Raw genomic sequence first — 13,380 nt, forward strand, 5'->3', positions numbered from 1 at the left:
AAAGGACGCACGTCATGCGCTTGCTGCTCATCTCCGACACCCACGGCCACCTGGACATCATCGAGCGGCTCGCGAGGGAGGCCCGCGCCGACGCAGTCTTGCACGCGGGAGACTTCGGCTTCTATGACCATGGGAGCGCGGACCGCATCGAGTCCCGCGAGCTCTTCCTGCGCGTGGTTCATTCGAATTTGCCCGCGGACGTGAAGCAGCGGGCCAAGAAGCTGAAGGGAGACGCCCTGCGTGCCTTCATCCGCCAGGAGCTGCCCCTGTCGGACCTGGCGGAGTGGCTGCGGGCGGGGAGGGGCTTCTCGCTGCCCACGTTCGGCATCTGGGGGAACCACGAGGATGGCGCCGTCGTCGCCTCGCTCCTGGCGGGGCGCGAGCACGTCCCCCACCTGACGCTGCTGGGAACGGCGACGCACGGACCGTTCCGCTTCTTCGGGCTCGGGGGGAACCTGCTGCCCGAGCTGCTGGGGGAGGACGCGCCCATCGCCGGAGGCCGGGGGAAGATCCACGCGACGGCGCGCGACCTCACCGCGCTGCTGGACTCGGCGCGACCGAGGGTGCCTGGAGAGGTCCGGGTCCTCGTGACGCATGTGAGCCCGGGAAAGGCGCCGCTGGTGGCGTTGCTCGCGGAGGCCCTGGATGTGGACCTCACGGTGTCAGGGCATATGGGGTCGCCCTATGGATGTGTATGGGATGACTTCGCGGTTCGCGATCCCGCTGAAGCCGAGGCCCGCCTCGCCGCCGCCGCGTCCGCGCTTCCCGAAGACCTGCGGCAACGGCTGCCCGTGCCCGCGGTGGGGGAGGGCAGGGCGCGCTGGTTCCGGGGCACCTTCCACATCAACCTTCCGGATGCGCCGGATGGCCACGCCGTGGCGGAGCTCCGGGAGGGACGCCTGCGATTGGAGACGGTCTCCGCCGGATTGCCATTGCGTGGCTGAGGGCGTGCCAGCCAATGCACACCGTGCAGCCCGCTGCACACGAAACGGCATGACTCCCAGAGGGCGCGGCCTGGGGCACGAGGGTTGCTACCGTGCGCCGTATGTCCAACCGCCTGTTGATTCTTCTCTGCGTCCTCACCGCGTCCGTGGCCCGGGCAGATCCCTCGCTGCCCAAGGACGAGACGTGGCTCATGATTGGCCCCCTGTTCAGCAGCTCGTCGCGGGGGGCGGGGATAGGCCTGGAGGCGTCCCTCAATATCGCGGACGACATCCATGCCCTGGGGGTGTTCGGCCAGGCACAGCGCATCGAGGATTCGCACAACCGGCTGAGCGCGGGCATCCAAGGCAACTTCGTGCTGTTGGGGCTGGAGCTGGGCGTGATGCACGAAACGCAAACCCGGGCGAACGTGGCCACGACGGGGCTCCATGTCGCGCCCTACTTCTCCTTCATCTTCGGCTCGGTGGGCCTCCGGCTGAGCATCCCCATCTCGGGCACGGAGGACCACCGGCCCCGGTATGGCTTCGAAGGGGCCGTCGTCCTGAGCCTGAAACTTCCCGTGCTGTTGGGCGGGAGCAGCGTCGCTCCCTTCCCTCATCTTTGAGCCTGCTCAGAGCGCCTTGACGTACCCGGAGACCTTGGGATTGCAGGCGGCCACCGTCTTCAGCTCAGCCTCGGCTGCCTTCTTCTCCGGCAGGATGCTCGCCACGATGAACAGCCCTGGTGTCAGGCGCTTGTGCGGCGTGGTCTCGAGGATCAGGAAGTTCTTCGTGCAGGACTTCTCCGACTGCGCGGCGTCGCGGGATGCGACGGCTTCCTGGACCGTCTTGAAGCTGCCGATGATGGCCGCGTAGTACGTGGGCCGGTTCCGGAGCTCCTTCACCACTTTCTGGCCAGCGGCATCCCAGCGGTAGGCATCGAGCTTCCACTCGTCGGGCTCGGCGGAAAGAAGCACATAGGTCCTGAAGAAGCCTTCGACCGGTGAGCCCGGCGTCAGCCGGTACGGGGCGACCTTGGAGCCCTCCGGGTCCGCGAAGTTCTCATCGCCGTTCCAGGCTTCCGCCACTCCACCGTCCTTGACCACGTAGAGGCGGTGGTGGCGATGGAGATGTTCGAACCCGGTCTGCTGGGTGACGAGGAGTCCCCACCCCGTGGCCTCCAGCCGTACGGGCTCGACCCAGGTCGAGACCTCATGCTCCTCGTCGCCGGACGACCAGATATTGGTGGAATCCGGCTCCTCGGGGTCGTGCTTGATCCCGTACGGCATGCCGGCGGGGAGCTTCGCCTTGCGCTTCTCGCCCGCCCCATCGCCCAGCTCGAGCTCTAGCTGACAGGTGTCGCCCGCCTTGTGACAGCCCGTGGCGCGCAGGATGAACATCGCCCCGGTCGTTTCGCTGGCCTTGAAGCGCTTGAGCTCAAGACCGTCCCGAGCCGGAGGCACGGCGCTGGCCACCCCAGGAATGGCCACGCCGAGCAATACGAGGAACACCGAACCCAACGCCGACCGATTTCCAAAGCCCAACTTCCAGCCTCCCTGATTCCGGCCTTGCCAGCCGTCATCAGAGGATTTCACGCCGGAGTGTCAGGGGCTACTCGGCGACGTACACGAGGGTGTCCCCCTGGTAGTAGGGGCGGTAGCGGACGCCGCCGCACTGCTGGTAGGCGATGCCGCTCACCGTCGAGGCCACGCAGCCAGCGGGAAGCGCAGTGACGGTGGTCGCACTCACCGGCGCCGCCACCACGGTGGTGTTGTTGCCGTAGTAGGCATCGTGACGGGCGGCCGTGCGTCTCGAGGTGCGCCGCGCCACCCGGCGCGACGTGCCGTAGTACGCCAGGGCCACCTCCGGGACGATCTCCCCCAGGAAGAAGAGCCCCAGCAACATCGCCGCCATCCGCTGGCGGGGCTTGCGCGAGTGCGTTGTCATTTCGAGCCTCCTTGCTGCGCTCCGCCCTGCGAGTCCGGTGCGAGGAACGACACCCGCGTGGCATCGCTTGGGGGCGTGAACTGGAACTGGTCCGGGGTGAGCTTGGGCGACAGGTTCCATTCGGACAGCGTCACCGAGTACTGCGGTGCTCCCGGCAGATCCCTCGAGGTGATGACGTACTTGAGCGGCAGGGGCCGCGGGCCGTCCTCGACCCACAACTCCCAATCCACGCCATCGCGGTTGCGGAACGCCAGGTGGTGCACGGGCACCCCGTTCACCTTGGCGAGGCCTAGGTACTTCCCGGAGCGCACGTCCTCGGTGAGCGCGGTGTAGGGATTGCTGACGAGCAGGTCCCCTCCTGGCGCATCCAGTCCGAGCCGCTGTGAGGCCATGTCCAGCGTGGCATCCAGGGTGGAGGGGGCGGGCGTCGTCGCATAGGCGTTGGCCTGCTCGCCGTGGAGCGTGAGCCGCTGACCGTCATAGAAGAGGTGGAGCCTGGCCAGGTCTCCAGCGCGGTCCACGCGGAGCCGGTTGGGCCTTTGCAGGCGCACGTCGCCCGCGCGCTGCAATTGGATCTTCTGCCCCGAGTCGAGCACCTGATCGAGCGTCCCCTCGGTGCGGACGGAGAACTCGCGCTGCTCGGCCAGGAAGTCGCTCATCTGGCGCAGGATGCGCTGGGCCTTGGGATCGATTTGAGCCTCGGACCCGGTGCGCTCGGCTGCGGCTTGTTCCTGTTGTGCGCCCACGAGCAGGGGAGTCGTCCCGAGGAACAGGGCGAGCAGGGGCCCGCACCACCTCTTCCTCAACCTTGCGCTGCTTCCTGTGTCTGTCATGAACCCCTCCTGACCCCAGGAGGTTGAGAACGTCGATCCCGGGCACCAAGGCTCACCGGTTCGACCGCCGCGCCGTCTGGTACCTCGCGAGTCGCGATGGTTCCAGTGCAACGGAATGGGAGGGGCTCGCTTGACGACAAGCGCGCCCCTGCTCTCTCCTCACGACATGAAAGCGCCTCTCTCCATGTTCGTGAGTGCAGCGTTGACCTTGGCTTCGGGACCCGTCCTCGCGCAGGACCGCGCGGATGACCTGCTCAGCGGCAAGCCTCCCCCCACGGGCACCGGGATGCTCGTCACTGGCAGCATCTTGTCCGGCGTGGGGGCGGTCAACCTGCTCACCTCGCCCCTGTGCAAGACGAGCCTGATTCCGCGCGACACGCAGGATGTCTGTCTTGGGTCCTCACTGGTGATTGGCGGCCTCTTCGCGGCCGTGGGGCTCCCGCTCCTGTTCGTGGGCATCAGCCGCCACAACAACTACGTCGAATGGAAGCGGGAACACCGCGCCATCTCGTTGCTCACCGACGTGGGCGTCGCGCCGACCCCCGGGGGCGCCGCGCTCACGTGGAGCGCCTCGTTCTGATGGCTCAACCGGAGCGGCGGCGCTGGATGGCCTTGGGCGTCCGGGCGAGGTGGAGCATCTGGTAGAGGCTCAGCAGCATCATCGTCACCGCGCGGGACGCATCCGGGGGCGGAGATGTTTCAGCCGCCGCGTCCTTCGGGACATGGGGGAGCCAGGACTCCTCCAGCCGGATCCGGAGCCGGAGTTGCTCTCCGGTGATGCGCAGCCGCTGAAGCTTCGCGCCGGGCGGAAGGAGCACCGCCTCCCGGGCCTGGTCCTGTGACAGCGTCGCGAGCCGCGGATGCCGCTTCGCCTTCACGCGCAGCCGGGCCTCCAGGAGCAGGGTGTCGTACTCCTTGGTCTTCTTGCGACGCCGGGTCGAGTTGGGTCCCGGGACGCTCTCCTTGACCCTGCGGCGCTCCACGGCGCTCAGCCGCAGGTGCGCGCCATCCGCCAGCCGCATCTCCAGCGTGAGCCACGGGTCCAGCACATCCGGCACGACCTTCCGGGTGAGCTTCAGGTCATAGAAGCTCGAACCCGGGCCCTCCGGACGCGGGTCCGGACGAAACCGCAGGCGCACGGGCGTGTTGGGGGCGAGATCCATCCTGAGGCGCCGGAGCACCCGGCGGACCAGCTCCGGCCGGCGGTCTAGCGCATCGCCGGGATGTCCCTCCGCGTGAAAGCGAGGGGGCAGCAGACTGCGAAACCACAAAACCGCCCCCAGCACGAACGCCAGGACTCCCGCCACGACGTCCAGGGGGCCATCAGCGGTGCCAGCCACCCACAGGAGCAGGATGAAGACCCCGATCCTCGCCAGGGAGGCCAGCCGGTACCCCACGCGGCCGCGGAAGCGGCGGGCCTCCTGGGTGGATGGCAGGGCCGCCAGGGCATCCATCACGCCTGTGATGGATGCCTGGAGCTCCAGGGCCTGCGACCTCGGGTTGATGCGCTCAACGGATGCCACGCGGCCCTCCTGCCTGATTGGGCTTGTTCGGGAGCGGGCATGCTAGCCGTCGCGGCGAGACATTCCACGTGGCGGGCAGGTCCGCCTCGCAGAATACACAGACGAACCAGGCCTCCTTCACGAGGTTGATTTCGCCGCACCGGGTGCAGCGTCTGAAGACGGCCTCATGCGTGAAGCCCGCGGGGGGATTCAGACCTGCCTGGGTGAGGGCCCATTCGACGGCGGTCCAGCAGGTCGTGTCCGGGCAATACCCCGTCGACTGATTCGAGACCTCCGCCACCTGGACAGCGGGGCGTGCGCGCGGGAATCGGATCTCTCCAGCCGCCAGCACTTCTTCGCCTCCCGCGCAGGCGACGTGCTCGGAGCGTCGAGGGGCCAGCCGCAGGCGTCCCTCGAGGTCGACGACGTACGTCGCCCCTTCGACGAGGGCGTCTGGAGTCGCATCGAGCCACGCCGCGACGTCGCCGGGAGCCACGATGGGCGTTCCCGCCGGGGCGTTCGCGACAGCGAGGCGTATCGCCTCAGGACCGATGTAGGAGTAGGCGTGCAGTTGCATTCCTGCTCCTCCACGGCCGAAGGGGCGGCGGCTGACTCACATCCCCGGGATGGCGCTTCGGAACTCCTTCAGGGCCATCTCCAGGTCTCCGCGCGCCGCATCTCCAGGGGGGAGGGCACTTTCGGGCCGGGCCATGAAGGACTCCACGCCCTCCAGGACGGCACGGCACAGTTCGTCGGATTCCACTTCACCCAACGATGCCGTGCCGCACTGGATGGTGATGCGGCCCTTCTTTCCCCGCATGAAGCGCAGGCTGAAGGACGAATCCGCACCCACGAAGAGATGCTCCTTCGCGCCGCCCGCCACCATCGCCTGGAGGCCGTCGAGCAGCCCCACGAAGGAGATGGCGAGCATCATGGCTTGATTCGGGGACCTGCCCTTGGAGGTGCAGGTCCCCGTGTCGCTCGTGAACGTCATGTGCCCCAGGTCGAAGCCGGTACGGCCGGGGTCATGTGCGTCGAGCCATTCACACTCAATTCGGAACATGTCAGGTGCCTCGGGCGGGACGCCATCATGCCCGGCCTGCGCGCCTGAATGCCCGGCGCATCACTTCTCCAGGTCGCCGACGATCTTCTGGAAGGGCGACGGCTGGCCGGACAGCTTCTGGAAGAAGTTCCGGGCGTCGGTGCCCTCGTCGTAGTTCTTGAAGGCCTGGTCGTTGCTGTTCTTCCCGTCGGGCTTCAGGCCCGAGTAGCCCTGGCGGGAGGGCAGGCCGTGCTCGGCGCGGATGGCGTTCTCGGACGGGGCCCAGTTGTTCTTCGTGTGCGGCGTGGGGCGCAGGCCGATGGTCTCGAACTCCTCCGTGAGGCGGAGGCGGTTGTCGACGGTGTCCTTCATGTTGGCCGAGTGCGACGGGTACTGCTTGAAGACGTCCGCGTCGCTGTGCTTGCTGGCGGCCAGGGGGCTCACCTGGAGGCCGTTGGATGCGCGCCAGGCGTGGACCGACTCGTGGCCCAGGCTGTTGAAGCGCTGGCCGCCGCCGTTCTCGTTGTACTTGACGTCGCTGGCCGTGCCGGCGCCGGGCTGGCCGTCGTAGCGGTACGCCGGGCGGGTGGACGACAGGGTGCCGTCGTTGCGCGGCACATGCGAGTTGGGCATCGCCGAGTCGCGGCCCGAGTAGATGTCCATCGCCGTCAGCGGCTTGCTCTGCGTGCCCGTGGCGCCAGGGTTCACGGCCTGGGTGCGGCCGTTGATGTCGTTCAGCATCTGGTTGCCCACGGGCTTGCTCGTGAGGCGGTTGGTGGAGGTGCGCACGTCCTGCGTGAAGTCCGCGAACTCGGCGCCGGACTGGCGGCTGTCCCGGCGGGTCCGGATGCCCTGGAGGTTCGGGTCCACCACGCCGTAGTCGGTGGGCTTGAGGTTGTTCTTGCCCGCCTGCAGCTCCGCGGGCGTCGCCACGGGCTTCGGCTTCGCGGTCTCGGGCTTCGCCGGCAGGCTGTCGCTGCGGGGGCGGGAGGGGGCGCTGGAGCTGGAGCCGAACGACGAAGAGGGCTTGGAGAACGAAGAGGAGCGCAGCTTCATGGGAGGGCCTCGGAAGTGGAGTGCAGCGACAGACCACCTCTAGTGCACCCCGCGTGCCCACCGTTTCACGGCCCCAGGCGACCCATGCCCCTCCTGATTTCAGGAGGTTACGCCGAAGAAGGGGGCCCTCCCGGAGGCGGCCCTGGTGACTGGCGTTGGGGGCCTGATGGCTGGAGACATCAGGGGAGGTAACAAAAACGGCCGCTCGGCGTCTGGGGCGCAGGCAAGCTCCCATGTCCCCACCCGATGCCCCTCCATCCGACGCGTATCCGCCCCAGGAAACGCCCACTCCCGACCCACGGGGGCAGGCACGAGGTCCCGCCACCGCTCTTCCTCCTGCCCGAAAGGAGATGGCGAGGCTTCCGCCCCACATGAGGACAGAAGCCAGTGCCCAGCGCCTGGGCGAGCTCGCCATGCAGCATCGCGACTGGCTGTTGAGCCAGGCGAGGAATCTCTGCAGGAACGAAACGGACGCCGAGGATCTCGTGCAGGAGACGCTCCTGCGCTTCATCGACGCCTTCAGCCGCAGCGAGTCCCTTCCTGACAGGAAGACCTGCGGAGCCTGGCTCAACACGACCCTCAGCAACCTCTTCTTCAGCCAGTGCCGCAAGCAGCAGGTCCAGAAGAAGCACCTCCCGGATCCGACCCGTCAGGGACAGCCCGAGGCGGCCTCGAAGCACGTGGCCCTGCCGGATCTCGATGACGTGACTCCGGACGAACTCGCCAAGGCCGTCGAAACCCTGAGCCCTCCGATGCGGGCTACCTACGACCTGTATGCGCAAGGGATGAAGTACCGCGACATCGCCCTGGCGCTGGACATCCCGGTGGGCACCGTCTCCAAGCGACTCCATGACATCCGCGCGAAGCTGGGTGCGCTCCTTCGCCCGCACCACAAGGTGAATTGATGGCCAGCCCCTGCGAGCATGTGGCGCTCTTCGTCGATGGTGAGCTTTCGCCCGAGGAGGCCGAGGACTTCCGCCAACACCTGCCGGACTGCGTGACCTGTCAGCGGGAGATTCCGGCCCTGCTCCAGTTCAAGTTCCTGGCGAAGGAGCATGTCGGCACCCCGGAGGAATCCAGGGCTCCGCGACCACCGCCGCCCCCGGAGGCCTCCGCCGTCTGGTGGAAGCAGCGAGGAATTCTCGCCGCGACGTCGTGTGCGCTCGTGGCCGTGGTGCTGCTGCTCCTGGTATGGAGGCCTTCCGGGCCTCCGCCCGCCCAGGCTCCACTCCTGGTGGAAGGTCCGGAGCGTCCGCTCGAGCCCAGGCTCAGCCATCCGTCCATGGCCCGCTATCGCCCCCTGGCCAGCAGACCCATGGCGGCACAGGCCGGTTCTTCCTCTGGCCCTCCGGCATATGACGTTCTGAGTGAGCTTCAACGGGAGAAGGACTACCAGGGACTGGCCACGGCCATGCTCCTTCGGGAGGGGCCGTCCGCCACGAAGCAGGTCCTTTCCGTCCTGGACAAGCTCCACCCGTCCCCGGAACGCGAAGCCGACCGGGCGGCGGTCCTGCTCATCCAGGGCTCCTTCGAAGAGGCCCTGGATGCGGCGGACGAGGCGCTGTCGCAACGCCCCAAGATGCCCCAGGCCCTCTGGAACCGGGCCCTGGCGCTGAGGGAGCTCCAGCTGCCGTGGATGGCGGCCAGGGCCTTCACGGACATCGCCAACCTGAAGGAACCTGGTTGGTCGGAAGAAGCCCTGCAGAAGTCGCGGACCTTGCGGCACATGATGCCCGACCGGAAGCAGCGCGACGCGCAGGATGCCCTGGGCAGGTCACTCGTGGACATGGACCCCGCGGCGCTGCCCGGTGACTTCAGCCTCTGGCCCAGCGCCCGCATCTACTTCTACGACGCGGTCCGGTCCGCGACCAGCAGAGCCCGGGTCCTGGAGTTCGAACCCCTGGCGAGGAAGCTGGATGCTCGCGCGGGCGGCCGGGTGCTTCAGGACTATGTCGCCCGGATTGCTGGAGCGGACTTTCAGCGCCGAGGCCCCCTGGCGAAGACATACGCGGACCTGGTTCACGACCGGCTGACGAAGGCCCAGCAAGAGCAGTTCCTGACCCGGCTCCAGACTGCGGGAGAGGATGACCTGCTCCTTGGCGCACTCGTATTCATGGGAGCCGTCCCCCAGCACCTGGCCCTCTTCGAGCAAAAGGCCACCGCGAGCGGGGACCCCTGGTTCACCCTGACCGCGGCCAGGGCTCGCGCGACGGAGGAGCGGGGCCGCGCGGCGGAGGACGGTGTGGGGACCACCGAGTGGACCACCGCGGCCCACTGGAACCAGGCCGTCCAGACGCTGCTGGAAGCCCAGCGATTGTGCACCTCGCCCGGTCTGGATTACCGCTGCGTCCAGATCGACATCGACCTGTCCACCCTCTACACCCAGCTCCACCGGCTTGATGATGCACGGCGACATGCCCAGCAGGGGCTGGTCCTCACCCGCAGAAACGGTGACTGGTACCTGGAAAGAGACCTGCTGTTGAACGTCGCCCAGATTTCCCGCCTCGTGAATGACGCTCCGCTCTCGCGCGCGTACTACGGCGAGATCCTGGAGCGTGACCCGGAGGATCCCGACACCCGCCGCCGGGTCCACCAGGCGCTCGCGGACGTGGCGTGGCACCAATTGAACGTGGACGAAGCCAGGAATGAGCTGGACTTGGCGCTTGCCACGGGCCTCCCGCTCTCCGCCAGTGGCGCCTTCACCCTGGCGGATGTCGCCCGGCTTCGCGGCAGCCCCGGGGATGAAGAACAACTTCAGAAGGCCTCAAACGCGATTCCCCCTGGGAAGCAGGGGGAGCGTTGGGTCACTGCCCACGCCATGGGGCGCTTCGTCATCGAGCAGGACCCGGCGCGTGGACGTGCCTTGTTGAACGACCTCCTGAGCCAGGTGGAACCCGCCGCGATGCAAGGACTTCCAGCGGCCAGGCGGGTGCGGGCCTATGGGTTCACCTCCCTGATCATGGAAGCGGGGCATCGAAATGCCTTCACGGAAGCACTGGCGTTGATGGCAAGGGAGCGCGGCACCCCGCTTCCCACCCGCTGCCTCGTCGCGGCCACCGTTGACTCCGAACGCACGCTGGTGCTCTCCCTGGACTCGCAGGGCACGCTCGCCGGCTACTACGACGCCAGCCGGCGCCAGCCCCTGGCGGCAAGGCTCGATGGCCTGGTGCCTGCGTCCGTGCTCGCCCCGCTGCGCGAATGTGCCCAGGTGGACGTGCTCGCGCGCGCGCCCCTGCATGGCCGTGCAGGGCTCCTTCCTTCCACGTTCGCATGGAGTTACCTCACGCGGACCACCGAAACCCGCCGCCAGCCTCCCTCCGGCATGGCCCGGCATCTGGTGGTTTCGGGAGTCTCCCTCCCTCCAGGCCGAGACCTGCCCAGACTGAATGACTGGCAACCCGGCTTCGGCCCCATGGAGGAACAGGTCCTTCTTTCGGGCGCTCGAGCCACACCGGCCCGAGTGCTCGCCATGATGGAAGATGCGTCGGAGGTCGATGTGGTGACTCACGGTGACATCCACGCAGGGTCCAGTGCTTCCTTTCTTCTCCTGGCACAGGACGCGGACGGACCTGAACTGCACGCCGCCCAGGTCCGAACAGCGACGCTCCGGAACGCGCCATTCGTCGTGCTGGCCGCGTGCAAGGCCGCCCATACCACCTACGCCGTCCATGAGCCCCTGAGCATTCCCGCGGCATTCCTTGACGCAGGAGCACGGGGTGTCCTGGCCGCGCCCATTGAACTGTTGGACAAGGAGGTCAACGCATTCTTCAACCAGGTCCGGGAGCGGCTGCGCGCGGGACAGCCCGCAGCGATTGCCCTCCGCGATGAGCGTGAAGCCTGGCGCCAGGATGGGCGTGACAGGAGTTGGCTTGATGGCATTCTTTTATTTGAATGAAGCAAGGTAACAAAACGGTCCAAAGGGCGTCCTGAATGCCAGGTGAATCCCACACCTGCATCCATCTGGAGGAAGCGCGCCTTGGACACGCCGAATCTGCCGTACCTCGATCTGGAGTTCACACAAGAGCAGGCATTCTGGCCGCGAGACTCGACAGCGCGACGTCTCGTCTACCTCATGCCCTTGTCACGGCCGACGGAGTTCCTGGCATTCGGAGTGCTTGCTCCGGATGCGCCATGCTTCGTCGGCAGGGGACGGGTGAGCACGAACCTGGGCCCATTCATCGAGAGGATGGTCCGAGACAGCGCGGAGGTGCGGCTCTACGAATGGCCCCCGCTGCCACGCTGGCTCCTCGAGCAGTACGCCAGCAACCCTCCCTGGGAAGGCCACGAGGTGGAGGGGCCCACGGGCACGCCGGTGCGCGGCTTCGCTCCCAGGAATGTGCCTGACTACATGGCAGGGACCGCCAGCCCGCTGTGGCCCGAGGGCACGGCGGACCGGTGCATCCTGCTCATGCCCTTGGAGGACCCCAAGACGTTCCTCGCGCTTGGCGTCGCGCAGGAGCCCGGACAGGTGTTCTTCGCGAGCAAGGGCTTGTTGGAGGAGTCGCTCGGCGCGCTCATCAATCAGGCGGTGCGTGAGCAGTCTCGTGTGGAGCTGCATGCCCGGCCAGCCCTGCCCAGGGACGTGCTGGACCGCTATCTGGAACTGCCGGCCACCTTCAATCCCTAGCGAGTTCTCCCATGCCGCTCGAGTTGCTGCTCGCGCACGCGGACACCCGCGAGCCCGTTCTTTGCCCTGGGTTTGATGATTCGGTGTGGCGAAACCCGCCTCCCATTCATGGCATCTCACCACCGAAGTACCTGTGGAGTGACGCTGGGGCCCTGGATGACTTTCCGGCACAACGCTGGGGCATCGTCTACCCACGGGGGCCTGAGGGAGAGCGGCTGCTGGAGCTCATCGCGCCACTTCGGGAGCTACGCCAGGAGGAGCAGGGCGGCGAGGTTCGCACCTATGCGGTTCCGTCGGACCTGGACCGGGAAGCAGCCCATCGGTGGAAGGAACGCCATTTCGACACGGAGAATGGCCAGGATCAGGACCGCCCCCGATACGTGTTGATCCTCGGCGACCTGGATGTGGTCTCCCTGGAGTTTCAGCAGGTCCTGGCCACCAACGCACTCGTGGGCCGCCTGGTGTTCCCATCCGAGGACGGCTACCGGGCCTATGTCCAGAAGGTCGTCCGCTGGGCACGAACACCGTCGGATGTGGAGCGGGCGCAAACGCTCTTCTACACGGCGCGCGACCATACGGACGCAACCCGAATCGGCCATGACCAGTTGATGGTGCCGAGCGTGGAGGAGTGCCGGCGGCTTCAGCGGGAGGGCCGGCTCCCCGCGGCTCCGCCGCGTCATTGGGTTGAAACGGGAATGGAGCGGGACTCCGCTGTCGCAAGGTTCCTCGAGTTCGCGCGAGGAGCCGAACCGTCGGTGCTGTTCTCGCTCAGCCATGGGCTTGGCCATCCCAAGGGCAGGAACTGGAACTCCGCCGAGGAGCAGCGGGCCCACCAGGGCGCGCTGCTCCTTCCCGAGGGCGAGCTGCTCTGCGCGGAGAATGTCGCGGCGGCCCCCTTCCTGCCGGGGGGAATCTGGTTCTGCTTCGCGTGCTTCAGCGGCGGCACCCCGGAGCAGAGCGCCTACGTGTCATGGTTCCAGGATCTCGAACCGAGGGACGCGGCGCGCGTCAAGGCATTGATGCGCCCTCGCCAGGATCGCCCGTTCATCGCCGCGCTTCCACAGGCCGCCCTGTCCAATCCCGAGGGGCCGCTCGCGGTGCTGGGACACGTGGACCTGGCGTGGACCCAGAGCTTCAACGACGGGGGGCGCAGCAGGTTCATGCGCTTCGCGGGCTTCATCCAGGAACTCGCCAGACGCAGAAGGGTAGGGGCCGCCATGGCTGGCATCCTCAAGGCCGTCGCCGAGACAGGTGCATCCTTGATGTCCAGCTACCACCAGCAACGGATGGCCCACGTGACCGGGCAGCCCTATTCGGGGAGCCCCGCCGAGCAGGCCGATCGGTGGATGCTGTACCACGACCTTTCGAGCTTCGTGCTGCTCGGTGACCCCGCGGTCCAGCTTCCGCTACGCCGGAGGTAACAAAAATAATCTCAAGGCGTCTTTCGTCTCCG

At 67.4% G+C, this 13,380-nt stretch carries 14 protein-coding genes and 1 pseudogene; 8 read left to right on the top strand and 7 right to left on the bottom strand.

The genetic code is table 11. The features are described 5' to 3' along the window. Positions 1–14 precede the first annotated feature (14 nt). Complete coding sequence (locus tag ACX114_RS15640) at positions 15–944, top strand: metallophosphoesterase family protein (RefSeq protein ID WP_459298891.1); 930 nt, start codon at positions 15–17, stop codon at positions 942–944. A 101-nt stretch (positions 945–1,045) separates the two neighbouring features. Next, positions 1,046–1,546 (top strand): hypothetical protein, encoded by a 501-nt coding sequence (locus ACX114_RS15645; RefSeq protein ID WP_459300175.1) that lies wholly within the window; start codon positions 1,046–1,048, stop codon positions 1,544–1,546. A gap of 6 nt (positions 1,547–1,552) precedes the next feature. Here ACX114_RS15645 and ACX114_RS15650 read toward each other — a convergent pair whose 3' ends face one another. The 3 genes from ACX114_RS15650 to ACX114_RS15660 form a co-directional block, all read right to left on the bottom strand. Then, entirely contained in the window at positions 1,553–2,440 is an 888-nt protein-coding gene (locus ACX114_RS15650; RefSeq protein ID WP_459298892.1) for a hypothetical protein, read from the bottom strand. Between the two features lie 91 nt (positions 2,441–2,531). Further along, positions 2,532–2,867: a hypothetical protein gene (locus tag ACX114_RS15655; protein ID WP_459298893.1), complete on the bottom strand. Its 336-nt coding sequence runs from the start codon at positions 2,865–2,867 to the stop codon at positions 2,532–2,534. Next, positions 2,864–3,673, bottom strand: a complete 810-nt coding sequence (locus ACX114_RS15660; RefSeq protein WP_459298894.1) for a DUF2092 domain-containing protein — start codon at positions 3,671–3,673, stop codon at positions 2,864–2,866. The genes ACX114_RS15655 and ACX114_RS15660 overlap by 4 nt, the downstream gene beginning before the upstream one ends. 235 nt (positions 3,674–3,908) lie before the next feature. Between ACX114_RS15660 and ACX114_RS15665 the strand changes: the two genes are divergently transcribed. Then, the gene (locus ACX114_RS15665; RefSeq protein ID WP_459298895.1) at positions 3,909–4,280 is read left to right on the top strand and encodes a hypothetical protein; all 372 of its coding nucleotides are present in this window, start codon (positions 3,909–3,911) and stop codon (positions 4,278–4,280) included. Positions 4,281–4,284: 4 nt separating this feature from the next. Here the strand turns inward: ACX114_RS15665 and ACX114_RS15670 are convergent, their stop codons facing one another. Genes ACX114_RS15670 through ACX114_RS15685 form a run of 4 tightly spaced genes read right to left on the bottom strand, consistent with a single transcriptional unit; the run spans position 4,285 to position 7,300 of the window. After that, on the bottom strand, positions 4,285–5,223 hold the full coding sequence (locus ACX114_RS15670; RefSeq protein WP_459298896.1) for a hypothetical protein: 939 nt from the start codon (positions 5,221–5,223) through the stop codon (positions 4,285–4,287). Continuing rightward, the gene (locus tag ACX114_RS15675) at positions 5,210–5,779 is read right to left on the bottom strand and encodes a hypothetical protein (protein ID WP_459298897.1); all 570 of its coding nucleotides are present in this window, start codon (positions 5,777–5,779) and stop codon (positions 5,210–5,212) included. Before ACX114_RS15675 ends, ACX114_RS15670 begins: the two co-directional genes overlap by 14 nt. A gap of 36 nt (positions 5,780–5,815) precedes the next feature. Further along, the gene (locus tag ACX114_RS15680; RefSeq protein ID WP_459298898.1) at positions 5,816–6,265 is read right to left on the bottom strand and encodes a hypothetical protein; all 450 of its coding nucleotides are present in this window, start codon (positions 6,263–6,265) and stop codon (positions 5,816–5,818) included. A 60-nt stretch (positions 6,266–6,325) separates the two neighbouring features. Then, a complete protein-coding gene (locus ACX114_RS15685) occupies positions 6,326–7,300 on the bottom strand; it encodes a M91 family zinc metallopeptidase (RefSeq protein WP_459298899.1) in 975 nt (324 codons plus the stop codon). A 371-nt stretch (positions 7,301–7,671) separates the two neighbouring features. Here ACX114_RS15685 and ACX114_RS15690 point away from each other — a divergent pair, with 371 nt between their 5' ends. The 5 genes and pseudogenes from ACX114_RS15690 (at position 7,672) to ACX114_RS15710 (ending at position 13,348) form a co-directional block, all read left to right on the top strand. Continuing rightward, the gene (locus ACX114_RS15690; RefSeq protein ID WP_459298900.1) at positions 7,672–8,205 is read left to right on the top strand and encodes an RNA polymerase sigma factor; all 534 of its coding nucleotides are present in this window, start codon (positions 7,672–7,674) and stop codon (positions 8,203–8,205) included. Beyond that, positions 8,205–8,297, top strand: a pseudogene (locus ACX114_RS15695) (zf-HC2 domain-containing protein); the annotation flags it as partial. The gene ACX114_RS15690 and the pseudogene ACX114_RS15695, both read left to right, overlap by 1 nt. Positions 8,298–8,936: 639 nt before the next feature. Continuing rightward, positions 8,937–11,195: a CHAT domain-containing protein gene (locus ACX114_RS15700; protein WP_459300177.1), complete on the top strand. Its 2,259-nt coding sequence runs from the start codon at positions 8,937–8,939 to the stop codon at positions 11,193–11,195. A 291-nt stretch (positions 11,196–11,486) separates the two neighbouring features. Continuing rightward, complete coding sequence (locus ACX114_RS15705; protein ID WP_459298901.1) at positions 11,487–11,927, top strand: hypothetical protein; 441 nt, start codon at positions 11,487–11,489, stop codon at positions 11,925–11,927. Between the two features lie 11 nt (positions 11,928–11,938). After that, positions 11,939–13,348, top strand: coding sequence for a hypothetical protein (locus ACX114_RS15710; protein WP_459298902.1), 1,410 nt, complete (start codon positions 11,939–11,941; stop codon positions 13,346–13,348). Positions 13,349–13,380 lie beyond the last annotated feature (32 nt).

This window comes from Corallococcus sp. M7, from assembly GCF_054512695.1.